At 70.4% G+C, this 22,874-nt stretch carries 18 protein-coding genes; 4 read left to right on the forward strand and 14 right to left on the reverse strand.

What is annotated here, in order from left to right:
* Positions 1-6 precede the first annotated feature (6 nt).
* The 4 genes from ACZ63D_RS21715 to ACZ63D_RS21730 form a co-directional block, all read right to left on the reverse strand.
* Positions 7-516 (reverse strand): ATP-binding protein, encoded by a 510-nt coding sequence (locus tag ACZ63D_RS21715; protein ID WP_465356129.1) that lies wholly within the window; start codon positions 514-516, stop codon positions 7-9.
* 243 nt (positions 517-759) lie between these two features.
* Positions 760-1,677: a DMT family transporter gene (locus ACZ63D_RS21720; RefSeq protein ID WP_465356130.1), complete on the reverse strand. Its 918-nt coding sequence runs from the start codon at positions 1,675-1,677 to the stop codon at positions 760-762.
* A 446-nt stretch (positions 1,678-2,123) separates the two neighbouring features.
* A complete protein-coding gene (locus ACZ63D_RS21725) occupies positions 2,124-4,628 on the reverse strand; it encodes an eCIS core domain-containing protein (protein ID WP_465356131.1) in 2,505 nt (834 codons plus the stop codon).
* 237 nt (positions 4,629-4,865) lie between these two features.
* Complete coding sequence (locus ACZ63D_RS21730) at positions 4,866-6,509, reverse strand: GH25 family lysozyme (protein WP_465356132.1); 1,644 nt, start codon at positions 6,507-6,509, stop codon at positions 4,866-4,868.
* A gap of 85 nt (positions 6,510-6,594) precedes the next feature.
* On the opposite strand from ACZ63D_RS21730, the gene ACZ63D_RS21735 reads away from it, so the two are divergent.
* Positions 6,595-7,035, forward strand: a complete 441-nt coding sequence (locus tag ACZ63D_RS21735; RefSeq protein WP_465356133.1) for a hypothetical protein — start codon at positions 6,595-6,597, stop codon at positions 7,033-7,035.
* Positions 7,036-7,102: 67 nt separating this feature from the next.
* On the opposite strand, the gene ACZ63D_RS21740 is transcribed toward ACZ63D_RS21735, so the two are convergent.
* From ACZ63D_RS21740 to ACZ63D_RS21755, 4 genes are all read right to left on the reverse strand, one after another.
* A complete protein-coding gene (locus ACZ63D_RS21740; RefSeq protein ID WP_465356134.1) occupies positions 7,103-9,265 on the reverse strand; it encodes an MGH1-like glycoside hydrolase domain-containing protein in 2,163 nt (720 codons plus the stop codon).
* A gap of 216 nt (positions 9,266-9,481) precedes the next feature.
* A complete protein-coding gene (locus tag ACZ63D_RS21745; RefSeq protein ID WP_465356135.1) occupies positions 9,482-10,201 on the reverse strand; it encodes an HD domain-containing protein in 720 nt (239 codons plus the stop codon).
* A gap of 40 nt (positions 10,202-10,241) precedes the next feature.
* The gene (locus tag ACZ63D_RS21750) at positions 10,242-11,195 is read right to left on the reverse strand and encodes a GlxA family transcriptional regulator (protein ID WP_465356136.1); all 954 of its coding nucleotides are present in this window, start codon (positions 11,193-11,195) and stop codon (positions 10,242-10,244) included.
* Positions 11,196-11,262: 67 nt separating this feature from the next.
* Positions 11,263-11,703 (reverse strand): MarR family winged helix-turn-helix transcriptional regulator, encoded by a 441-nt coding sequence (locus ACZ63D_RS21755; protein WP_465356137.1) that lies wholly within the window; start codon positions 11,701-11,703, stop codon positions 11,263-11,265.
* 96 nt (positions 11,704-11,799) lie between these two features.
* On the opposite strand from ACZ63D_RS21755, the gene ACZ63D_RS21760 reads away from it, so the two are divergent.
* Positions 11,800-12,627 carry an SAM-dependent methyltransferase gene (locus ACZ63D_RS21760; RefSeq protein WP_465356138.1) on the forward strand — a complete coding sequence of 276 codons (828 nt, stop codon included), beginning with the start codon at positions 11,800-11,802 and terminating at the stop codon, positions 12,625-12,627.
* 2 nt (positions 12,628-12,629) lie between these two features.
* Here the strand turns inward: ACZ63D_RS21760 and ACZ63D_RS21765 are convergent, their stop codons facing one another.
* Complete coding sequence (locus ACZ63D_RS21765) at positions 12,630-13,082, reverse strand: hypothetical protein (RefSeq protein ID WP_465356139.1); 453 nt, start codon at positions 13,080-13,082, stop codon at positions 12,630-12,632.
* Positions 13,083-13,165: 83 nt separating this feature from the next.
* On the opposite strand from ACZ63D_RS21765, the gene ACZ63D_RS21770 reads away from it, so the two are divergent.
* Entirely contained in the window at positions 13,166-13,828 is a 663-nt protein-coding gene (locus ACZ63D_RS21770) for a TetR/AcrR family transcriptional regulator (RefSeq protein WP_465356140.1), read from the forward strand.
* Here ACZ63D_RS21770 and ACZ63D_RS21775 read toward each other — a convergent pair.
* Complete coding sequence (locus ACZ63D_RS21775) at positions 13,767-14,837, reverse strand: DUF3152 domain-containing protein (protein ID WP_465356141.1); 1,071 nt, start codon at positions 14,835-14,837, stop codon at positions 13,767-13,769. The genes ACZ63D_RS21770 and ACZ63D_RS21775 overlap by 62 nt on opposite strands.
* The gene (locus tag ACZ63D_RS21780; RefSeq protein WP_465356142.1) at positions 14,827-15,822 is read right to left on the reverse strand and encodes a polysaccharide deacetylase family protein; all 996 of its coding nucleotides are present in this window, start codon (positions 15,820-15,822) and stop codon (positions 14,827-14,829) included. The genes ACZ63D_RS21775 and ACZ63D_RS21780 overlap by 11 nt, the downstream gene beginning before the upstream one ends.
* A gap of 240 nt (positions 15,823-16,062) precedes the next feature.
* On the opposite strand from ACZ63D_RS21780, the gene ACZ63D_RS21785 reads away from it, so the two are divergent.
* Entirely contained in the window at positions 16,063-16,980 is a 918-nt protein-coding gene (locus ACZ63D_RS21785; RefSeq protein ID WP_465356143.1) for a hypothetical protein, read from the forward strand.
* Between the two features lie 79 nt (positions 16,981-17,059).
* Here the strand turns inward: ACZ63D_RS21785 and ACZ63D_RS21790 are convergent, their stop codons facing one another.
* The 3 genes from ACZ63D_RS21790 to ACZ63D_RS21800 form a co-directional block, all read right to left on the reverse strand.
* Positions 17,060-21,538, reverse strand: a complete 4,479-nt coding sequence (locus ACZ63D_RS21790) for a cation-translocating P-type ATPase (protein ID WP_465356144.1) — start codon at positions 21,536-21,538, stop codon at positions 17,060-17,062.
* Between the two features lie 224 nt (positions 21,539-21,762).
* Positions 21,763-22,050, reverse strand: a complete 288-nt coding sequence (locus ACZ63D_RS21795; protein WP_465356145.1) for a hypothetical protein — start codon at positions 22,048-22,050, stop codon at positions 21,763-21,765.
* Between the two features lie 123 nt (positions 22,051-22,173).
* On the reverse strand, positions 22,174-22,860 hold the full coding sequence (locus ACZ63D_RS21800; protein ID WP_465356146.1) for a PAS and ANTAR domain-containing protein: 687 nt from the start codon (positions 22,858-22,860) through the stop codon (positions 22,174-22,176).
* Positions 22,861-22,874: the final 14 nt, after the last annotated feature.

Genomic DNA, 22,874 nt, shown 5'->3' on the forward strand with positions numbered 1-22,874 from the left:
GCGAGATCAGGTCGCGGTGTTCCGCCGCAGCGCGGCCGGCCGCCAGATCATCGTCACGGTCGTGCCGCGTCCGCCGGTGTCGACGGTCATCCGGTCGGTGACCTCGTCGATCAGCGGCAGCCCTCGGCCGCCCGACGTGGCCGCAGGTTCGCGGCCCGGAGCGATGCCGCAACCGGTGTCGCTGACGGCCACGGTGATGGTGTCGCCCGCCCAGTCCGCGTACAGCCGAGCCCAGCCGCTACCGCCGGGATAGGCATGCGCCGCCACGTTGGCCAACGCCTCGTAGGCGGCCAGCGTGATATCGAACCTGCTGTGCGCGTCCAACGGCACTTCCTTCAGCCACAGCGCCAGTTTCCGGCGCAGGACCGCTGCTTCGCGAGACGTCGCCGGCGCGAGTTCTTCGATACGCGACCTGACGGAAGTGTCAATGGGCGCTCCCGCGCCGGTCCCCACGGCGTCTTCCGCCTGCTCGGCGTCGCTCTTTTCCATGCTCGGGTCTGGAGTATTCCGGTACACGATCTACTCCTTCCTGCCTCCGCCCGCGACTTCCGATCGCAAACGTTGATACTGGACAGTACCCGCGACGTTCGTTTCTTATTCGTGACCGTTGAAGCAGGCGTCGCGGGATTCTCGCAACACGGCGGGCAGGCGAGGATAATGCTAGGCGCGAAAATGTGCGCGATCGTGCTGTATTTCTGGGCTGTCGTCAATGACGGGCAGATGGCAATGCGGACGTTCTTTCGGCTGTGGCGAACTCGGTCATGACCGGTCTTGAGCTGTACGGAGCTGGCGGAGTCCGAGCCGCAGCGGCCGACGGCAGCCCTGGCCGGTGCGTGAGAGGAGTGTCACCCCGAGGACCGCGACCGCTGCGGCCGGGGCCCACACGAGTGCGTGACCGGGCTCGAGTCGTTCTCCGGTGAGGAGACGTGCCGCGGGTACCGCCGCAAGCGGGTCCAGCAGCACCAGCGCGGGCAGCGACCAAGACAATGCGCCGCGGGCATACGCCTGCTGGCTTCCGAGCTGCGCGGTGACCGCGACGAGCAACGCGGCCCACAACGCCCCGCTGGTCAGGGCGTGGCCCAGCCCGCTGTCGCTGAAGGTGGTCAACGCCAACGAAATCAGCACCGCGGCTATCCCAGCGGCGATCCCGGCCGCCGCCCCGCACAGCAGCGCACCCCACGATCCCCGGCCGATCCGGCTGCACGCGCCCACCAATCCGACGGCGAGCACGACCGCGACGACAATCAGCCACGGGGAAGAACTGTGCCTGCCCGCTGTGGCCGCGGCCGGACGTGCGGCGACGAGGAAGACCGCCAAGCCGCCGCACGTGCACAACGCGCCGAGCGACTCCAGGCGGGACGGCAAACAATTGTCCCGTACTGAGCGGATCGCCAGCGCTACCACCAAACTCCCCGCCAGCAGCGGTTGCACGATCGCCACCGGCGCCAACGCCAGCGCGAGTACCTGCAGCAAGGTGCCCAGCACCGTGGCCCCTTGCCCGACCATCCACTTTGGACTGGCCACGAGCTGGCGCAGTTCCACCCCGCGAGTCCCCGCACCGCCGACCGCGGCCTCGTGTTGCAATACCGAACCCACCGCGAACAGGACCGCGGCCACTCCTGCGACCGCGGCGCCCGGGAGAAAAGCCGAAAGTCCGGCGGGAACATGCACGCTCATCTACGGCGGATACCCCGTGCCGTGGCAGCTATTCGGCGATCAGCCCGATCAATCGCCGTCAGCGCTCGTGCGCCAGGTGCTCCCTGATGACCGTATTCGTGCGGCGAACTGAGCGGGATGCTCCCGCCGGTGTGGCCCGGTGGTTCGACCTGTTCACGCGCGGGCAGATCCCCGGTCGTCCCGTTCAGCACGGAGCGAGAGGACCGCTCGTGGGGTTGTCGGAGGGCTGGGTCCGAGTGCGGAATCCTTGGCGAACCTGTGCTCTCGCACCACAAATCGAAGTGCGCTGCCGCTCCCACGACTCCGTGGCAGAATAACCCGTACGAGCGAACCGACGCTGCGAAACTGGCACGCCTCTCGAGACGCTTCATGACGCGTGTGAAATGTGCCGCATGATCGCGTGCGGAGTGACTGTCTTCGCCCGGCCGATCGAGGGCCTGCCGCGATCACTTGACCGCGCGGACGCCGCTGCCTTGCGGGGAGTTCGGCGTCACCCTGGTGATCTTGACGCTCTCCGCCGGGAAACCAGCCTCGATCATCGCTTGCTTCCAGCCTTCTCCGGAATTGGGCGAGGTGGTCCAGACATCGATGGTGCCGCCGGGTTTGAGGGTGCGGTAGGCCTCGCTCATCATCTTCTTCAGAGTCGGCCCCCTGTTGAACGCCATCCGGCGGCCGACGATCTGGTCGAGGAAGTTCGACTCGATCGGCCAGTCTTCGTTGTAGTCGCCGGTGATCAGCTTGTCCTCCGCGCGGACGCGAGTGCGGCTCAGCGGCGCGACGTCGCTGTTGAAGTCGACCGCACCCGGAACCTCGCCCTCGCCGCCGAGATTCAGCACCCGCGAACCCGGCCCCCAGTTCACCTTCGGGAAGATCCGCGTCACCGTCGCGGTGCCCGGGCCCGGCGGGAGCTGCCGTTCCGGCGGGGTGTGTGCGGACGGGAGCTGCCGTTCCGGCGGGGTCGGTACTGGCCCGGGCGGCAACCGTCGTTCTGGCGGAGTGGGCACGGGCCCGGGCGGCAACCGTCGTTCTGGCGGGGTCGGCACTGGCCCGGGCGGCAGCTGCCGTTCCGGCGGGGTGTAGCCGGGCGGAAGACCCGGTAGCTGCACCGATTTCTCGCCGCCGCCACCACCTCCACCGCTACCGCCGCCGGTCCCGCCGGAGCCTTGGCGAGGCGGGCCGGATCCGCCAGGCCGTGGCCGGGGTGTCGAGGTGGGCGGCGCGGTCAGCCCGACTCCAGCGTGCAGCAGGAAGTCGACAGCCAGGTACGACTGCATGATGAACAGCATGTCCGCGCCGTGCATGTTCGCGAGTTGCGTCCGCACCCATTGCCGCACGGCCCAGAGGTTGGGCACTGTGCTCTTGTTGAGTTTCGCCGGCCAGAGCAGTCCGCCGCGGCCGATGCGCGCTTCCTTCCACAGCCGGTCCACCTCCGCGGGCGACGATTCGTCGTCCCCGATCTCGTCGATGGTGTACTCGAACGTGTTGCCCGCGTTGCCGGGTCCGGTCGCCTGGACGGTGTGCGAATAGTCCCCGGCCGGCTGGTGGTAGTCCGCCGACCAGGAACTGTCCACGATCCGGTCCGCGCGCACTGCCTCGGCGGGCTGTTCGGCACGCTGGAGGAAATGACGCAGCCGGTTGCCGTCGAGGCCGAGGCGGTCCGCCTGCCCGACGTTCATCTCCAGCGTGAACCGTTTCTCGGCGGGCAGGCTCCGGACGGCTCGCAGCAGCTCGGCATCGTTCAGTTCCGCCAGTGCGCGCAGCGCCGCGGAAGTGTCGGCCTCGATCGGGGGCAGGGTGAGCGTGCCGTCTCCGACGCCGGGGACCGGGCGTCCGGACGGGATCAGATCGGCGATACGCCGTTCCTTCGCGCTGGCGCCGCGCGCGGCCCGGGCCGTACTGGCTTCGGCCACGATCCGGTTGACGTAGGGCACTCCGGCTTCCACCGCCTGCTGCTGGTGTGCGATGAGTTCGTCCAGGTGGTCACGATCGAGGAAGGTCATGATCCGCTTGGTGTCGGCGGCGTTGAGCGGATTGACGATCCAGAACGCACCGTCCGGGTAGCGCGCGAAATTGCCGGACCTGATCGCGTTGTGCACCTGGTCGGACTGGTCCCGCCACCAGGATTCTCCCGCTTTGGTCTGCTTGGCCTGCTGGATCGCGGTGAACATCCAAGCCCGGTCGAGACCGGTCTTGTCGAGGTTGGCCTCCAGCGCCTGGCGCGCGCCGGGGGACAGAATCCGGTACACCGCGACCATGTCCTTTTCGGACAAGCCGTTGAACACGTAGTAAGCACCAGGCGGTTCGGCGGTGTCCCACCGCGACTCCCGCAACGCCGCTTCGATTTCTTTCTTCCGTTCGTCGGCCGACACCGCGGGTGCCGCGCCGGGAATAGCCTGGCATTGCCGCACCGGAGAGGGAATGCCCTCTTGCTGCACCACATGAGCCAGCTCGTGCGCGAGCAGCCGCTGGCCTGGTCGCGTGGCCGGTGCGAATCTGCCCGCGCCGAACACGATGTGGTTCCCGACCGTGTAAGCGAACGCACCCGCGTCATGCGCCGAACGCGCTGCGGATGCGTCGTCGTGGATCCGGACTTGAGAGAAGTCCCTGCCGAACCGTGGTTCCATGAAGGCCCTGGTACTGGCGTCCAGCGGACGTCCGGCCGAAGACACGGTGTCCGCTGGGTGTGTCCCCACGGCGGGTGCCGTCGACGGCACTTCGTTCACCGGTCCGTGCACGGTCTCCGCTATTTCATCGGCTTCCCGCTCGAACTCGTCGCCCGCCTCGCTTTTCCCCAGAGTCCGGCCGGTGTGGACAGGGATCCGGCTGAAGTCCGGCGCATCGCCGGGCACCGCGACAGTGTCCGGTGCCTCGTCGAGGCCCGGGGCCGTCGATGTCACGGCGGCTTCCGGCACGTTCGCCGCCGCACGGTCCGGGATGAACATGGGTTTCATCGGGGTGCCCTTCCCACTCACGCCATCAAGCAGCATGAGCAGGCGGCGTCACTGCGGCGTCACACTCCGGCTTCTGCTCGCCTGCGCGGATCCTGTGGCATGCATGGACACCGGTTCTAGGCACCGCTCTGCGCATCTGGAGTGTGTTCAGAGCGGTGTGTCGGTGCGGCGAAGGACGGGTAGCGGGTCCGTCCTTCGCCGCGGTGCTCCCTGAGGACGCGCGACTCGCGGGGCAGGTCAGTTGTAGGTGACTTGGGTGGTTCCGTTGGCGCTGTTCCAGGTGATGGTTCCGTGCTGGAAGGTGTTGCGGCGGCCGCCGGTGACGGCGTATTCGTCGCTGGTGGGGTAGCCGAGGGTGCCTTTTTCCCAGCCGAGTGCGGCCCATTTGTCGCGGATGGCTCCGTGGATGGATTGGGCGCCGGTGGTGGGGGTCCAGTAGATGGAGGCGCCTTGGGCGCCGTTGAAGTGGTTGTAGCGGCCGACGCCGTCGGGGGTGGTGCCTTGGTCGGTGGTGGGGTAGCCGAGGCCGCGTTCCCAGCCGAGGTCGGCCCATTTCTGGCGGATGGGGCCGCGGATGGACTGGGCGCCGGTGGCGGGGGTCCAGTAGACCGAGGCGGTGTTGGTGAAGTGGTTGTAGCGGCCGGTTCCGTCGGGGGTGCCGGTTTCGTCGGTGGTGGGGTAGCCCAGTCCGCGTTCCCAGCCGAGTGCGGCCCATTTGTCGCGGATGGCTCCGTGGAGGGAGCGTGCGCCGGTGGTGGAGGTCCAGTAGATGGAGCCCGAGTTGGTGAAGTGGTTGTAGCTGCCGCTGTTGTCGGGGGTGAGGGTTTCGTCGGTGGTGGGCAGGCCGAGGAAGCCGGTGGGGCCGCCGAGTTCCTGGTAGTGCTGGGCGATGGCGCCGTGGACGGCGTAGGCGCCGGTGGGCGGGTTGTAGCCGATGACGCCGTATTGGTAGTTCTGGGCCCAGCCGCCGGCGGCGGGGTATTCGGTGCCGGCGGGGGTGCCGAGGTAGGAGTTCGGGCCGCCGAGTGCGGTGTAGTGCTCGGCGATCTTGTCGGGTTCGGCGCCGGTGGCGAGGGTCTGGAGGTCGGCGAGGGCGCCGTTGAAGACGTCCTGGTCGCCGGGGAAGGTGCCTGACTTCGCGGTCTGGGCGAAGGTGTAGTCGGTCCAGCTGGCGGGCATGGTGATGGTGGCCGCGATCCACAGTGGATCGTGGGCGAAGTTCGGGTTGTTGCCGGTGCAGTGGTTCCACCAGCCGTTGGTGGTGTAGATGACGGGCCAGCGGTTGGTGCGGTCGTGGATCGTGGTGGTGAAGTCGGTGATCCAGGCGGTGATCTGGGCCGGGGTCATGTTGTAGCACCAGCCGGTCCAGTCGGCGGTGCTGTAGGGGTTGTATTCGATGTCGAGCACGGGCGGGAGGGTTTTGCCGTCGGCTGCCCAGCCGCCGCCGTGGGCGAGGAAGAACTGGGCCTGGGCGGCGCCGGTGGAGGTGTCGGGCAGGCCGAAGTGGTAGGCGCCGCGCAGGATTCCGGCGTTCGCGGAGCCGGTGTAGTTGGCGGTGAACTGCGGGTCGGTGTAGGTGGTGCTTTCGGTGGCTTTCATGTAGGCGAACTTCGCGCCGTTGGCGGCTGCGGTGTTCCAGTCCACTGTGCCCTGGTAGTGGGACACGTCCATGCCCGGCAGCGTCGTGCCCGCCGCCATGGCCGTGCGCGGGGCGGATTTCGGTGCCGGGTCTTTGCCGATCGTCGAGCCCATGTAGTCCGAGCCCGGATGCGCCGGGGCGCTTGCGGTGCTGGGGCTCGGGGGAGCCGAGTTGCCTGCCGCCGCGGCCGGTGTCCCGGCCAGTGCGCAGGTCAGCAACGCGCAGACCGCGCCAGCGCTCATCGCACCACGAATCCAACCCACCGCAAACCTCCACCCAGTAGCCGTTCACACCGCTATCGGCGGGAACCCGGAAGCGTTACCGGGCATGTGTGCGGAACTTGCCCTGGCTGTGTGGAAATCCGACGAACGGCGCTTTTGCCGACGATTCGCCGGACCGTCTGGTTGCTGCTTCACGGGCGGCCGACTGAGGCTGACGGGGATTCGCATCGGCGGCGAGAAGCGTGGTGGTGACGGCTCCGGCGTGGTCGCGGGGCAGTCCGGCGGCAACCGGATCGAGATCGGGTTGGAAAGCAACAGTCTTCTGTGGAAGTTCGACCACCCCTGGCTGCTGGCCCAGCTTTCCCGGCGTTATGGGGCTCGCGCGAGCCGGAACGAGAAGCGGTTGAACGCGGCTCTCGATTTCAGCCGGTCGGTTGAGAGCTCCGCGATCGAGAGCCGCGAGAAACGCTTCGACAAGAGTTTCCTGGTTTTCGCGCTCTTGCCCCTGACTATCCCGCTCACGCTCTGGCATATGGCGGTTGTGTAAAGGGTTCCGCGCAGCGCGCGCCGGGGCCCGACCGCGGAAAGCGGCCGGACCCCAGCGCGACTGAGTGTCAGCCTCGCTGCGGGTGGTCGAGCGCCAGCAGCATCGCCGCCGACCAGCTGAAGCCGCGGGAGTTCATCGGGGCTCCGGTGGCCGGGTTGTAGTTCTCCATCAGCGGTCCGTCGCCCAGCATGCCAGCCGCGTTCGAGCGGAGCTGGTCGGCCAGTGCCGCTGAGTCGGCGCTGTATCCGTAGCGTTGCAGGCCGGTCAGCGCGAAGTACGCGTGGTCCAGCCACACCGCGCCGCGCCAGTAGCCGGTCGGCTGGTAGTACGGCGAACTGGCCGCAGTGGTCGGGAACGGCATGCGGGTGTCGAATTCGGCGGGGGACAGGAGGTTCTGCCGCGCGGCTGCCGCCTGGCCGGGGGTGGCGACGCCGGCCCACAGGGGGATGGTGCCTTCGATTCCCTTGCCGCGTGCGGTCAGTCGCCGGCCGGTGCCCAGTTCCGTGTCGTAGAACCAGCCGGTGGCGGGGTCGAACATGGTGCGCTGGACGGTCGCCGCGACGCTGGCCGCCGAGGCGCGGTAGGACCGGGCGGCCTGGCGGTCGCCGAGCCGGTCGGCGATCAGCGCGAGGGTTTTCTTGTCCACCACCAGGTAGGAGTTGAGATCCACCGACTCCTGGGCGAGCGACGCGCCGACGACCTGTCCGGACGGCGAGGTGTTGTCCACGACGGTGGCGCCGAGTTTGGCGTCGAAGCGCGGCGCGTTGTCCATGCCGCTTTCCCATGCCGCCGCGAGGCGTTTGTCCTCGGCGGTCTTGTTGGCTGGATCGACGGTCGCGCCGTATTCGGCGAGGCCGTTGTGGTCGTGATCGCGGTTGCGATACCACCAGTCGTGGTAGGCGGCCAGCTTCGGGTACATCTCGCGCAGAAAACCGAGATCGCCGTTGCGCTGGTAGACCGACCAGACCGCCCAGGCGGCGAGAGGCGGTTTGGAGTTGCGTTCGTTCCAGTTGCCGCCGCCGCGGGCGGGGTCGTTGTAGAAGACGGCGTCCGGGATCATCCCGGCGTCCTGCGGGCGGGCCGCGGACGCCGCGGTCACCTGGTAGTCGAACATCGAGCGGATCTGGGATTCCGCCAGCGCCGGATCGAACACCGCGGTGCCGACCGCCTGCTTCCAGGTGTCCCACGCCCACAGGCCGGTGAACCACTTGTTGGAGATCGCGGGCGTGATGCCGTCGTGCTTCAACGCGCCCGCCGCGCTGCGCCAGTTGGTGATGAGCGTTTCCGTCGCCTTCACCGCCAGCCGCCGCCGGTCCGGCGGAACCCCGCGAGTGGCCGACGCGACGTAGCCGTGCCAGCGAGCGTCGTTCTCGGCGACGGTGCGCCACGGCTGACTCAGCGCGCGCCTCGCTGCCGGGGCGTCGGCGGCGGCTTCGGCGGGCGTGAAGGTGTAGGACTCGGTCCAGTTCAGCGTTCGCCGGCCGTGCGGGCCGAGCAGGAGGGGTGTGTCGCGGGTTGTGGTGTAGGTGTCGCCGGTGACCTTTGTGGTCACCGGGTCGTCGTGCGCGACCTGGAAGCGTTCGGTGCCGTCGGTCAAGTAGTCGTTGGTTTCGCGCACCTTGGCGAAGCCGACCGCGACCCCGTCCTTGGTCGCGGAGAGCCGGGGCGCGTCGTGCGCGGGTCCGGCGTCCGGCCGCAGCAGCGTGCCGCTCCAGCCCGCGCCGACCGACCGCCACCGGTGCCCGGTGTTCTCCACGGTGGCCTGGACCAATGCGGTGCGGTTGCTGGCATAGCGCAGTTCCATGACGACGCGCAGTCCGTCGACCTCGAAGCTCTGCCGCAGCGCGCCGGGCAGCGAACTGAATGCCGGGTCACGGGCGTCGGCGAGGTTGATCGGGTGCCCGGCTTCGCTCAGGGTGAGGCGGCTGAAACCGGTGCTCAGCCACCACGGGTACTCCTGCGCCAGGTACAGCGGTCCGGTGAACGCTCCGTAGGACTTGGTGTCGCCGACCTTGGGCAGCGCGTAGGCGTGCCACGCGCCGCGGTCGGCGAATACGTTGATGTCGCTGACATCGCCGCCAGCGGAGGCGGGCTGCGCCGAGGTGGGAACGCCCTGGAGATCGAGGACGTCCGCGTAGGACTCTGCCCCGGGGGACGCGACCGCGGGCGGTGGGAGAAGAAGGGCGGCGCCGACGGTGATCGCCGCGAGAGTTGTGCGCGAACGGAACATGTACACCTTCCTGAGCGAGGGGATCGACCCGTCCGAAGCACCGTGGCGCTTCGGACGGCAGCGGGCTCGCCAGCGGCCGCGAGGGCTCTGGGTGCCGCTTCTCCACATCAACTCGGGACGATATCGCTCAGGTTGGCGTCAGACCTAGACAGGAGGCGATCTTGGCCAGTTCGACGGCTCCGGCGCAACCCCGGCAGCGGAGCCCGTCGCGGCGAATCAATCTCCCCAGGTGTTCGCGTCGAGCACCGCCTCCCAGCTCGGATAAGGCACCTCGGGATGGCGCTGGTGGAGGATCTCCCCGGGTAGCGTCATCGGGGGCGCCTTCCGGGGGTTCGCGAGGCTCTGGGCGACCATGACGTCGGTGAGGGCGCGGCAGCCGCCCAGGCGGGGGTAGCGGGCGTGGACCCGGGCGGCGAAGCCGGGCGGCAGCTGGCCGGGTTCGTCGGGGCCGGTGAGGTCGATGCCGATGCCGATCTGGGCGACGCGGATCTCGGGCGGGCGGCGGCGCCGGAAGACCGGGGAATCGTGCACCTGCTGGGTGGTGTGCAGGGCGATGGCATCCCACACGGTGTCGACGCGGCGGTCGGTGATGCCGTGGCTTTCCAGGAAGCGCGCGGCGAAATCGGCTCCGGCGATTTCGAATCGCTGGTCGGTGGTGACTTTGTCAGTCAGTCCCATGTCGTGGAGCACGCAGATGAGAAACATCAGTTCGGAGTCGTAGTGTTCGTCCGCGCGCTGGCCGTTGAGCTCCGCGGCGGCTCTCGCGAAAAGGAAGCTGCGCAGGCTGTGGTTGCGCAGGAACGGTTGCTGCGAAACGGTTACCAAGGTTTGGGCCCGTCGCGCGAGCCTGGTGGCGGGGAAGGACAGCTCCGCCGCGCTGGCTGCCGGGGCGCCGAGTGCGAGTGCGGCGGCGCCGGCCGCGGTGCCGCCCAGCACGGTGCGCCGGGAAATGTGGTTTGGCACTTGGGGTGCTCCTTTACGAATACGCGAATCGTTGCCGGTACGCGGTCGGGGTGATGCCGAGGACTTGGAGGAAAAGGCGGCGCATGGTCTCGGCGGAGCCGAAACCGCAGCGGCGGGCCACGGTCTCCACGCCGGCGTCGCCGGATTCGAGCAGCACCCGGGCGGCCTCGACGCGGATCCGGGCGACGTACTGTCCTGGTGTGACGCCGAGTTCTCGCCGGAACAAACGGCTCAGCTGACGTTCGCTGACCCGCGCGCGCGTTGCCATGCCGGACAGCGTGTGGTCGGCTGCGGGGTTCGCCGCGACGGCGTCCAGCACTCCGCGCAGTGCGGGAGTTTTCGGTGCGGGCAGGTCGTTCCAGACGCTGAACTGCGACTGCCCGCCGGGGCGGCGCAGGAAGACAACCAGCTGCCGTGCGGCGTTCCGGGCGACGTCCGGGCCGAGGTCTTCCTCGACCAGTGCCAGCGCCAGGTCGATGCCCGCGGTCACCCCGGCCGAGGTCATGATCCGGCCGTCTCGCGCGTAGATGGCGTCCGGGCGCACGGAAACGCCGGGAAAGCGCGCGGCCAGTTCGGCGCACATCGCCCAGTGCGTGGTGGCCTTCCGTCCGGTCAGCAACCCGGCTTCCGCCAGCAGGAACGCGCCGGTGCACACCGAGGCGACGCGGCGCGCGGCGCTGCCGAGCCGCTGGATTTCGGAGAGCAACTCCGGGGCGGGGGAGCCGACTCGGCCCGGCGGGGGACCGGGGACCAGCAGGGTGTCGATTTCTCCGTCTATTTCGGACAGTGCACAGTCGACACTCAGCAGCACTCCGGTGTCCGAGCGCACTGGCTGTCCGTCCGCCGAGGCGAGCCGCAGCCGGTAGCCGCCCGCGCCGTCGAGCACCTGGACTGGTCCGGCGAGATCGAGCAGGACCACGCCGGAGCACACCGCTGCCACGACCTCCAGCCGGGTGTTGTCCGTCATGCCTGAAGTCTCGTCAAGAGATCGCTGTGTCCACAAGGACATCTACCCCACAGATCCGGCCACCTCGTCATTCCTCCGCCTGCAGCGCGACGACCAGCCGCGCCAGTTCGGCGCGGAAGCCGTCCGGATCGGACAGGACTTCCAGCGCACGGCGGGAATCCCGGCCGGGAGCCTCGCGGTGGGCGCGCCGCCCTTTCCCCGTGATCGAGACGAGCAACCGCCGGGCGTCGCCCGGATCGCGTTCCTGGGCGACGAGGCCGTGCCGGAGCAGCCGATCGACGGTGCGGCTCATGGTTTGCGCCTGCACGCGGCAGCGGCGGGCCAGTTCGGCCTGGCTGAGCGGGCCGTCCCGCAGGACGTGCAACGCGACGAAACCCGCGTGGTTGAGCCCTATTGTGCTCAGTTCGGCGTCGAAAGCGTTCTGCAGCAGGCGCGCCGCGGTGGCCAGCAACCGGCCCAGCGGCCACTCGTCCGGCGGCAGCGAAGCGGCGATCGGGTCATCGGGCATGGCGGACGCGCCCGGCTCGCTGGTACGGTTCCGAAATCATCAGCATGCTGATGATTATCCGGATCACGACAATCCTCGCCGAATCGGAGGCCCGAGATGCCCGCGACCGATGTCCCCTCCGGAGTTGGCCGGACCGCGCTGGCGATCGCCCGCGGCCGGGCGGCGGAACACCTCCGGCCGGACCGCCTGTTCAGCGATCCGTGGGCGGCGGCGTTCCTCGGCGGCGGCGACGAGCCCCCGGCTGGGCACGGGGCCGAGTTCATGGCGGGCTATTTCGCGCTGCGCACCCGGTTCTTCGACGATTACCTGCGCACCGCGGTCGCGGCGGGATGCCGTCAGGTCGTCCTGCTGGCCGCCGGTCTCGACACCCGGGCGTTCCGGCTGACGTGGCCGGACGGCACCCGGCTGTTCGAACTCGACCTGCCGGACACCGTGCGGTTCAAGGAAAAAGTCTTGACCGAACGGGGCGCGGCTCCGGCCTGCGAGCGAGTGGTGGTGCCAACTGACCTGCGCGAGGACTGGTCCGAGGCGCTCGTCGGGCAGGGGTTCCGGTCGGACCGGCCGACCGCGTGGCTCGCCGAAGGCTTGCTCGTGTATCTCACCGAGCGCGAAAACGACGCGCTGATCGCGGACGTCAGCGCACTTTCCTTTCCCGGCAGTCATTTCGGCGCGGAGCACGTCAACCCGGACACTCTCTCCCTGCCAGCCTTCCAACCCGCACTGGCCGCCTTCGCTCGCATTGGCGCATCGTGGCAGTCCGCGGTCGCCGACCCTCGGCAGTGGCTGGCCGGGCACGGCTGGAACGCGCGTGTCACCGACCCCGCGAATCTGGCGCGCAGCTTCGAACGCCCGGTGCCTCCGGCGATGGATCCGGCCATTGTGGACACTGCGCGTTTGTGGCTCATCGAGGCCACGAGAGACTGAGCTCAGGCGTCCTTCATGGCGCGACGCAGCAGCCACCCCATCGTCGCGTGGTGCACGGGTGCGGCGAGGGACCACAGCGCGGCGGCCGGTCGGCGGTCGAAGCGCACGAAGGTGGTCCACCGCACCCTCTCGTCGCGGACTTCGACGACATTGCGCGCGGTCAGCAGGCGGGATTGGGCGTCGAGCACGGCGGCTTCCCTGGTCGAACTGGTCAGCGCCCAGCCCAGTACATGGGTCGGCGTGTCCCGTGGACCCAAGCGCAGACCGAGTCCGGCCCGCCACCCGAAACGCAGGAACCCGCGCACGGGCGGCGGAGCCTGTTCCCACGCCGCACGCGCCCACTGCTCGGGCGAGCGGGTGCCAGGCGCAGTGAACTCGCACGCGCCGACATAACCGGACGAAGGCAGGTCGGCGGCGGTGTCGGCCGACTCCAGGGCGATACGCCGAACGTGCACGGGGGACCTCGCTCGCAGTAAGTAGACACGTGTCTACCGCGACCGTACGACCGAGGTAGACACGTGTCAACTAGACTGGGCGCATGCCGCAGCGCCGACTCGATCCCGCCCAGCGCCGCGCCCAGCTGCTCGACGCCGCCGCCCGGGAGTTCGCCGCCAAGCCCTACGACTCGGTGCAGATGGAGCAGATCGCGGAGCGCGCGGGAATCTCCCGGGCCTTGCTGTACCGCCACTTCCGCGCCAAACCCGATCTGTTCGCCGCGGTGTACCGGGAGGCGGCCGGACGGTTGCTCGCGGAGACCGAACCTGAGCCGGGAACCCCGTTGACCGACCAGATCGCCCTCGGCCTCGAGGTGCATTTCGACTACTTCCTGGCCCACCGCAACACGGTCGTCGCGGCCAACCGCACCCTGGCCGGGGATCCGGTCGTGCAGGCGGCCATCACCGACGAACTGGCCGTGCTGCGGCAGCGGCTCGTCGACGCTTCCGGCCTGGCCGGGCACGAGCGGGAGCTGATGTCGGCCACGCTCACCGGATGGCTGCAGTTCGTCCGCGTGCTGAGCGTGGACTGGCTGACGTCCGAGTCGATGTCCCGGACGGAACTGCGCGATCTGTGCGTCGGCGCGTTGCTGGGCGCGCTGGGCGAAATCCCCGGCCTCGCGCCGATCCTGGGCGACCGGCGGCTCAGTGCGCCAGCACGACCCAGGGGTTCGGACGGCACACCGCTCCGTCCGAAGGGACGTTGACAGCGGCTCCGGGTTCGGCGCGGTTGAGAGCCGAGACGTAAGCGTTGGCCAGCCCGAAAGTCTGCTGCATCATCACCGGCGCCGGAGCCCCGTCGGCGGGGCAGCCGACGTGGCCGTGGCCGAGCGCGTGGCCGACTTCGTGGTTGACGGCGTAGCGGCGGTAGCCGGCGAGGTCGCCCGGGTAGGAATGGGCGCCGCGCACCCAGCGGGCGAGATTGATCACGACTCGGTGGTCCCGGGCGAGATAACACGACGTCTCGTACGGGATCGCGAAGCCGCAGACGTCGGGCCTGCGGCTGGTGCCCGGGCTGGTCAAGCTGATCCGGAACGCCGGAGTGCCGCCGCTGTCGTCGATGCGGCGGAACGACGCTTCGCCGAGCCCAGTCCAGCCGCGAGGGTCCGAGAGGATCGACTCGACTTCCGCGGGGAACAACGTGTCTTCGAGGCCTTCCTCGATTTCCACTGTGTAGGGGAGTTCTCGCGCTGCCGACGGTGTTGTGCGCTTGCTGGAGCTGAGGATCACCCGCCATTTCCCGGTACCAGCCGCGGGGAGCGGATCGCCGTCCGGCAGCGCGGCGGGCTCTGGCGGCCGGACGGCTCGGGTCGCCGAGGCTGGTGGGGGCGGTCCGGGCAAGGCGGTGCCGCGCTTTTCGACGGCGAACGGAGCCGCGAAAAGGGCCAGGCACAGCAGCAATGCCAGGAGAATCACGAGCAGCGGCCACCAGGCCGGGCGAACCTGGAGGGGCTCGTGCGGCGATTCCGTCGGCGGGGCGGCGGGCGGCGTCTTCGGTGCGGCGGAGTGCGGTGGCGGTTTCGGCGCGGCGGGCGGTGGTGTCTTCCGTTCGGCAGAGTGCGGTGGTGGTTTCGGCTTGGCGGGCGGCGGTGTCTTCGCTTTGGCCGCGTGGGACGGCGGCTTGCGGGCGCCGGTGACGGCCGGGGGCCGCGAACGCGGCTGCGGCAGCCAGTCGGCGATGCTGCCGTCGCGGCGCACGTGCGGTTCAGTAGGCAAGGCTCACGCTCGCGCAGGCTGGCGCGGGCGACGCGGACCCGCGCGGATAGGACACGGTATTCGGGTCGCCGTCCGAGGTGTAGCGGTGCCCGTCGCTGGCATTGAGTTTGTCGAGCCAATGCGCGGAGCCGTACTCCATTTCCGGTCCCGAAGACTGCGAGCGAATGCGCGGAATCGACGCCGGTTCGAATTCGCTGGAGCACGGGGAAGGCGCGGGATTGGCTCCGACCAGCAACGCGCCCTGGTAGGAATACCCCGGACCGTGCAGCGCCATTTCTTCGCGCCGGGGGTGTGCGCCGTACGGCAGCGCGAGCGTACTCGGCTGGTAACCGGGGACCGCCTGCCTGATCAGTGCGTCCCCCTCGGTGATCGCTGTCTCCGCCTCGGCGTCGGTCGCTTTCCGCAAATTCGTGTGCCGGGCAGTATGGTTGCCGATTTCGAAATGGTGGTCCGCGAGCCAGCGCAATGCGCGTGCGTCGCCGCCGAAGGGGTGCTGGTTGACGTAAAGGCTGGCGACCGGGCGGAATCCGCCATGTTTCGCCGCGACGTCCAGAAGAATCCGCACGGCGGTGCCCGGCGCGGGCTCTCCTTGCGGGGTGAGAGCGAAAACCGACGGATCGCCGTCGTCGAAAGTCAGCACGACCGGATGGGCGCCCGCGGGCAGATCGAGCTTCCGGGACACCAGGTCCGCCGTCGTCACGGGGACGTAGTCCTCGGCTGCCAGCCGCTCCAGTTCCGCGGTGAAATCGGCTGGGGTGCGGTCGTAGACCGAGCGCGGCTTTTCCGCGAGGCGGTGGTACATCAGGATCGGGATCCGGCCGAGTTCGTCGGCGCCCGTTCTCCGGGCGGCTTCCGCGGTGACCCGCGCGGCGGCCGCGGGAGCCGGGTGCGGAGCGGGGGACACCGGAATCCCGGGCGCGGGCGCCCCGCAGGCGGCCAGCAGCACGACGGTCAGCAGCGAACCGCGCCGGAGCAAGGAGTGCATGCGGGGATTCTGCCGCCGGGACCCTCGGCCGGGGTCCGGATCCACCGGGTCAGGTGAGGCCGGCTTTCGTTGCGCTGAGCGGAAATCCGGCATTGTCCCTGCTGAGAGCCCTGCGCCGGAAACCGCCTCCGGCACGATGCGGTGATCGTCGGGGATCCGGTTTGCCGGAAGATCGGCACGGGTATTCCTCCGCTCTGGCAAGCGAATCGGGCCAGATGACCCAGCACCGAAGGAGAGCGGATGCCCCATCTCACCCGTCGTCTGGTTCTCACCGCGGGACTCGCGGGCCTCACGGCCAGTGCGTGCGGCGCACCTCTTCGGGCGGGAGCGGTGGCCATTCCGGCGGCGCGGTCGTCCGCCCCCGAACCCCCGCCGCCCCCTCCGGCCGATCCGCTCGCCGGCAAGCTTCTCGTCGGCTTCTGCGGGGCACCCGGTTCGAAGGCGCTCGGCCGGATGACCGGAGACTTGGCCGCGGCGAGCGGCGCGCTCCGGGAGCGGATCGGGGCTTTTCCCGCCGGCCGCTCGATCACGCCGGTCGTGGAGCTGATCGCCACCACTGTGCACCGCTCCGCCGGAGCCGACGGGATGTACCGCAGCCGGTGCGCCGACGAAACCGTGCGGCAGTACCTCGAAGCCGCCCGAGCGCTGAACGGCTTGCTCCTGCTCGGCATCCAGCCGGGCCGGGCGGATTTCCTTTCCGAGGCGCGCGCCTACGAACACTGGCTGACCGAACCCGACGTCGGTCTCGCGCTGGATCCGGAGTGGGCTGTCGAACCCGGCGTGATCCCGGGCGAGAAATTCGGCCGCACCACCGGAACCGAACTCGACGGGGTCGCCCGGTACCTCAGCGGGCTCGTGCTGGCGCACCGCTTGCCCGGGAAGGTCATGGTCTACCACCAGGTGGCGGCGAAAGTGGTGCGCGACGAGGACCGTCTGCTCGCCCATCCCGGGGTTTCGGCGGTGAAGAGCGTCGACGGCATCGGCTCTGCGGCGGCCAAACGGGCGACGTGGAAGACGTTGATGCCGACGAAACCCGCGCACGCCCGGTCCGGGTTCAAGCTTTTCTTCGACGAGGACACCCGCCGGGGCGCGGCATTGATGACCCCGGCCGAGGTGCTCGCGCTGAGCCCGGTCCCGTCTTACGTGCTTTACGAATAGCCCACGGCGGGACGATGCCGGGTCGCGGGGATTCGCGGCTCGGCTTTTGACTGGTTGGGCCCCGCCCCGGGGGCCGCTTTTAACCGGTGATAGCGGGCAGCCGTGCGGCGACCTTGTCGGTGAGCTTCTCCAGCGGCGGCGACCACCACGGGCTCGTCGCCGCGGTCGCGACCCCGGCGCCGACTCCGGCCCACGCGAGCGGTCCGAGCGGCGTGCAGCCGAAGAAGTGGCTCACCCCGGGCGTCTGCACGACGGCGGCGAGCACCGCGGCGGAGCCGAGGCTGGTGGCCAGCACCAGAGGACTGTGCAGGCGGCCGGAAAGAGTCTGCGCGAGCTGGGCTCCGACCAGTCCGCACAGGGCCATCGTGCTGGTGCGCCGGGCCGTTCCCGGGGTGAGCGTGCCGATCAGCCACGAGGTGCTCGCGCCGACTCCGGTCACGATGCCGCGGCGGCGGATCTGGCGGCCCAGCGGCGCACCGAGCACGGCCGTGCCCACCGGGTGGCCGGCCGGGTCCACGGCGCCGCCCGTCGCGGAAGAATCGTCGGCGGGGGTTACCGCGACGGACATGGCGGGGAACATGTCGGTGAGGAGGTTGACCAGCAGCAGTTGCCGCGTGGACAGCGGGGACCTGCCCGCGGCGAGGGTGCCCAGCACGGTGAAGCCGACTTCGCCCGCGTTGCCGCCGATGAGGATGCTGATGGCGTCGGCGACGCTGCGCCACAGCGCCCGGCCTTCGCTGACCGCGTCGACCAGCACGGCGAGGTCGCCGCCGTCGGTGACGACCAGGTCCGCGGCGTTGCGGGCGGCGCTCGACCCGCGTGCGGACACCCCGATGCCCACGTCGGCGGCGCGGATCGCGGCGGCGTCGTTGGCTCCGTCGCCGACCATCGCCACGACCCGTCCCGCTGCCCGCAGCGCTTCGACTACCTGCAGCTTCTGTTCCGGTGCGACGCGTGCGACGACGCCCGCCTCGCGCAAGGTTTCCGCGCGGCCGTCGCGGTCCAGTGCGGCCAGTTCCGCGCCGGTCACCACCGGGGTGTCCGACGGCCAGCCGAGGCTGGTCGCGATCGCGAGCGCGGTTCGCGGATGGTCGCCGGTGAGCATGACGGGGTCGACGCCGCGGTCCCGGAGATCGCGCACCAGGCTTGCGGAGCCGGTGCGCGGGGCGTCGGCAAGGGCGACGAAACCGAGGAGCTGCAACTGTTCGAGGGGTTCGCCGACGACGTCCGCGTGCTCGCCGTTCAGGTGTCGTTGCGCGACGGCCAGGACCCGAAGTCCTTCCGCGGCAAGAGATTCCGCCATCGCACAGGTGGCGGGGGAGACGTCGGTGCAATGCGGCAGGACCGCTTCGGGCGCGCCTTTGACGGCCATCGTCACGGTGGTTTTCACGGAGCCGATTGCTGCCGCGTAGCCACGGCTGGCTTCGAATGGCAGGCCTTCGAGCTGTTCCCAGTCCTCGTCGGGAACCGCGGCGGCGAGTACCGCGTCGTCGGTGGCGTGGGCTTGCCGGGCGGCTTCGTCCTCGACCCGAGGACAGGCGCGGGCGGCGGCGCGCAGGACGTCGGCCGCGGCTGGTTCGTCCGGTGTGCACCGCTGGGCCTCCGCGGTGGCGACCCCGACCACCCGGAGCCGGTTTTCGGTCAGGGTCCCGGTTTTGTCGAAGCATACGGTGTCCACGCGGCCGAGAGCTTCAAGCGTGCGCGCGGTGCGCACCAGGATGCCGTGGCGGCTCAATCGCCGGGCTGCCGCCATTTGCGCGACGGTGGCGACCAAGGGCAGCCCTTCGGGGACCGCGGCGACGGCGACCGCGACCCCGCCGCTGATCGCTTCGCGCAGCCGGCGCCCGCGCAGCAACGACAGGCCGGTCACGGCAGCGCCACCGGCGAGGGTCAGGGGCAACGCCTTGCCGGTCAGTTCTCGCAGACGTGCCTGCACGCCCGCGCTCGGCGGAGTTCGGGCCGCCAACGCGACCGCGCGTCCGGTCTCGGTGTGCTCGCCGGTGTCCACCACCACTGCCCGCGCCCAGCCGGCGACCACCGTCGTGCCCTCGAAGACCATGCACCGCCGCTCGGCGATCGACTGCGCCGGAGTGGCGGCCAGTTGCTTGGCCACCGGCAGCGACTCGCCGGTCAGCGCCGACTCGTCCACCTCCAAGCCGTCCATCTCCAGCAGTCGCGCGTCAGCGGGCACGACGGAGCCGACCCGTACCTCGATCACGTCTCCCCGGCTGAGTCCGGCGGCGTCGACGATCCTGGTCTCCTGGTCGTCCCGGCGGCAAGCGGCGACGGTTTTCTGAGTGTCGGCCAGCGCTGCCAGCGCGCGTTCGGCGCGCAACCGCTGCACGCCGCCCACCGAAGCGTTGACACCCATCGCGCCCAGCACCAGCAGAGCGTCCATTGTGGACCCCAGGATGGCCGAAGCCGCCGCCCCCACCGCGAGGACGGGAGTGAGGGGATCGTTCAGTTCGGAGCCGATCGCGCCGGCCAGCCGCAGCGCCGAGCCGAACGGCGCGGCCGCTGGCAGTTCGGCGACGGCGGCCAACGCTTCGCGCGCCCGCTGCAGCCCCGGCTTGCTCCGCTCCCCGCGGCCGTTCTGGTCGTCCAGCCGGCGCAGCACCTCGTCCGCTGTCAGGGCGTGCCACGGGACGTGCGGCCGGGGTACCGGCGATGGTGCGGTCGCGACCTGCAACGCGAGTTGCCATCCGCTGACCTGCGCCGCTCCCGCGGCGAGATTGACCGGGCTGATCCGGGCCAGCGGAGACACCAGCCGCGCCCACCTCCGCCGTCCCCCGGCGACGACCAGTAGCCCGGACAACGCGGCGGCCGCTTCGGCGTAAGCCTTGGCGCGGCGTCCGGCTCGCCGCGCCGCCTCGACTGCGCGCAAGAGCCGCCACGCCCCGCCCAGGCCTTCGGTGCACACCAGGTCGGCGGTCCAGACCACCGCACTGTTCCCGTCCGCCAGCGACACGGCGAGGTCTCCGCGCAGGATCCCGTCCGCGCCGTCTCCCGTTTCGCAGTCGTTCGTCCGGCCGACGGTCAGCACGACGCGGTTCTCTTGGTGCAAAGCGGCGACGACCTCTTCGAGACTCTGCCCGGCGTCGGCGGTCTGGTCGGCCAGCGCGGTGCAACTGCGGTCTCCGACAGCGCCGTCGTTCACCACGACCACTCGCAGACCAGCTTGCCCGGCGGCGTCCAGCACTGTTTCGGCCAACGGCTCGGGCGCGTAACCGATCAGCACCGTTCCCACGTCTCGGCCGCCGGCCGAGGCGATCATCGACCCGGTGTCGCCGGTGTGGGCCGGACGCAAGCGGATCTCGCTGTCCGTTGAGGTCAAGAACTGTTCCGCGGCTTGCCATAACCGGCCGTCGCCCCACTCCGGCGTGCTCGGGTCGGCTTCGAGCACGGTGCGCCGCGTCGTGTGCAAAGCACTGGCCTGCACCACGAAGGTGTCCACGCACTGGAGCAACCGCAGCCGAGCGGGGTCGCGCACCAGCACGCCCTCGCGTGCCAACGCGCAACTCAGACCGGCCTGGTACGCGCTCCAGCCGTGCCGCGCCGGTTTCGGAGATCCGGCGAGCACGGCCGCGGCGGCTTCGTCGAAGTCGCCGCGGAACACCGCTGTCGCCGCTGCACCCACCAAGCTTCCGGTGGTGGCCGCGGCCGCATAGTCGCGCAGCTCATCGGGTACGGCGGGCCGACTGGCACCGGGAGCCACGCTCACGCGCTCGGGCAAGCACACCCGGTCGTGGACCGCGTGGAAGACGGCTACTCCGGCGGCGGCTTGCGCCAGCCTCGCCGCCTGCAGCGCTCCGTCCAGCATCAGGTCGGCCGGGGCGAGGCCCGCCCCGCCCACCGCCGCGGTGGCGACGGCCACCGCGTACTCGGCCCGGGAAGTGCCCAGCGCGGACCTCAGCATCTCCTGAACCCGCGGGTCCTCCCGCACGATCGTCAGGGCGGCGTCCACGATCCGGGGAGGACGGCGCAGCGGAAGCGCCCGTGCCGTCAGGGCCGTCGCGAGTCCCGCGGCGTCGAGCACCAGAGCGGCGGCCGCCTTGCGCACCTCGCCGAGATCGCCGGGATGCGCCACCGGCTCGTCGGTTTCCACGCCAAGCCCGTGCCGTTCGGCCACCGCAGCGACCTCGGCGGCGACCCGGTCGGTCGCGGCGTCTTCGGCCACCTGCACGACCAGCCGCGCGAGGCCGCCGTCCCAGTACGCGGCAAGGACGTCCGGATGAGCCCGCACCGCCGCGACCGTCTCGGCGAGCACGGCCCCGGCCCGGGACCCGAACGAACGGTGCGCGTCCAGCGGGAGATGGAACCGCCGCCCGTCCTGCCAGTGGGGCCTCCGGTCCGCGACGGCTTGCCAGACCGTCGTCGCGACCGACGCCGCCGCTTCGAATCCGGTCCGCACGCCGCTGACCGCGACCTCGGTCGTGACTGCCGCCGCCTCGCCCGCGGCGCCCACCGCGTCCGCGGTCCCGCGCAGGGCCTTCCCGGGCAGTTGTCCGAGCAGTCCCAGCACGGTCGCGGGAAGTCCTGCTGCGAATCGCACGTCCATGCCTTTCTCGCCGGGGAACCACGCCTCGGCGATCCGCCCGCCGCGTCGTGGTCGCCGAGGCTTCGGAGCGACGGCGGGACCGCAGCGGCAAAAGCCGTGCGGGGCAGGGCAAACCGTTCCGGCGGGAGCTGTTCCGCTGGCGTCGTCGCCGTGCCTGCCCAGCAGCCTCGGGCGGTTCGGCCCGGTGTATTCGCGAACCACCGCCGGGTCCGCCTCGGGGCTGGCTAGGCCGGTTGCCCGTCGCCGTCGGACCGGTTCTCGCGGGCGAGCCGCTCGGCGACGTATCCGCCCGCGCCCACCGCGACCGCCACGGGCCATTCGAGGGCTCCGACGACGGCCAGGACGGCCAGCCCGCCCCACCACAACGCGCGTTTGGGCGCGGCTCCGGACGGCATCGCGGGCAGCGGGATCCTGGTGCCGGGGATCATCGGGGCAGTGGCGCCGTTGTCAGTCCGGCTCTCCGCGCGCGGCTCCGGCTCGGCCGCGGCGTCCGAACGGGTACGAGGTGGCATCGCGTCTCCTAAGGTCTGGCGACCGTTTACCCCCGGAACGGTCCGCGAAACCCACGTCACACTGTCGGGGAACGGCCGCCTTTCACGTGCACTAGAAGATGCACCGGCCGGACAGTGCCGGGCTCAGCCGTGCGCCGGATGCTCGTGGAGGGTCAGCAGCAGGTGGTCGAACCGGGCGCGCAAGTGCTGGGATTCGCCGTCGAAATCGGGGAGGGCGGCGGTGAGTTTTCCAGCGAGCACGCGGAGTTTGGTGTTGGTCTGCTGGGACCGCCACTGCAGCACGGCGAAGGCTTGGTCCGAGGTGATGCCGTAGACCAGCATGAGCGCGCCCTTGGCCTGTTCGATCCGGTCGCGGGCCTCGACGACGTCCGGGAGGGCTTCGGTGAGCACCTCCTGGCGGAGCTCGTCGAGACTGACGCCGAGGTCGATGTAGTAGCCGGTGGTGCCGACAGTTTCGCCGGTGTCGTCGTAGAGCCGGTCGCCGACGACCAGGACGTGGTGTTCGCGCCCGGCGGTGTCGATGATGCGGTGGCGGCTGCAGAACGCCATGCCTTCCCGGACGGCGGCGGCGAGCTTCCCGGCGACTTCGGCGCGGTCCGCCGGGTGCTTGTGCGACAGCAGCAGTTCGGTGGTGGGCTCGACCGTGCCCGGCTCGTAGCCGTGCAGCTGCGCGACCTCGTCGGACCACTCCCAGTGCTGGTCGGCGAAGCAGAACCGGAAGCTGCCGATCGGCTGGGGCTTTCCGACAGCGAGGATCCGGTCGAAGCCGGGGGGCACAGTGTTCGCGGAGCGTTCCGCGGAATCGGTCACCGGCTTCAGTCTGG

The sequence above is a fragment of the Amycolatopsis sp. NPDC104775 genome (assembly GCF_055583325.1).

What these genes read in the sequence shown, in the direction of transcription:
- ACZ63D_RS21790 (WP_465356144.1), bottom strand. Translation starts at nt 21,538, where the DNA reads ATGGACGTGCGATTCGCAGCAGGACTTCCCGCGACCGTGCTGGGACTG.
- ACZ63D_RS21735 (WP_465356133.1), top strand. Translation starts at nt 6,595, where the DNA reads ATGTGTGCGGAACTTGCCCTGGCTGTGTGGAAATCCGACGAACGGCGC.
- ACZ63D_RS21755 (WP_465356137.1), bottom strand. Translation starts at nt 11,703, where the DNA reads ATGCCCGATGACCCGATCGCCGCTTCGCTGCCGCCGGACGAGTGGCCG.
- ACZ63D_RS21760 (WP_465356138.1), top strand. Translation starts at nt 11,800, where the DNA reads ATGCCCGCGACCGATGTCCCCTCCGGAGTTGGCCGGACCGCGCTGGCG.
- ACZ63D_RS21750 (WP_465356136.1), bottom strand. Translation starts at nt 11,195, where the DNA reads ATGACGGACAACACCCGGCTGGAGGTCGTGGCAGCGGTGTGCTCCGGC.
- ACZ63D_RS21785 (WP_465356143.1), top strand. Translation starts at nt 16,063, where the DNA reads ATGCCCCATCTCACCCGTCGTCTGGTTCTCACCGCGGGACTCGCGGGC.
- ACZ63D_RS21740 (WP_465356134.1), bottom strand. Translation starts at nt 9,265, where the DNA reads ATGTTCCGTTCGCGCACAACTCTCGCGGCGATCACCGTCGGCGCCGCC.
- ACZ63D_RS21770 (WP_465356140.1), top strand. Translation starts at nt 13,166, where the DNA reads ATGCCGCAGCGCCGACTCGATCCCGCCCAGCGCCGCGCCCAGCTGCTC.
- ACZ63D_RS21780 (WP_465356142.1), bottom strand. Translation starts at nt 15,822, where the DNA reads ATGCACTCCTTGCTCCGGCGCGGTTCGCTGCTGACCGTCGTGCTGCTG.
- ACZ63D_RS21725 (WP_465356131.1), bottom strand. Translation starts at nt 4,628, where the DNA reads ATGAAACCCATGTTCATCCCGGACCGTGCGGCGGCGAACGTGCCGGAA.
- ACZ63D_RS21720 (WP_465356130.1), bottom strand. Translation starts at nt 1,677, where the DNA reads ATGAGCGTGCATGTTCCCGCCGGACTTTCGGCTTTTCTCCCGGGCGCC.
- ACZ63D_RS21730 (WP_465356132.1), bottom strand. Translation starts at nt 6,509, where the DNA reads ATGAGCGCTGGCGCGGTCTGCGCGTTGCTGACCTGCGCACTGGCCGGG.
- ACZ63D_RS21795 (WP_465356145.1), bottom strand. Translation starts at nt 22,050, where the DNA reads ATGCCACCTCGTACCCGTTCGGACGCCGCGGCCGAGCCGGAGCCGCGC.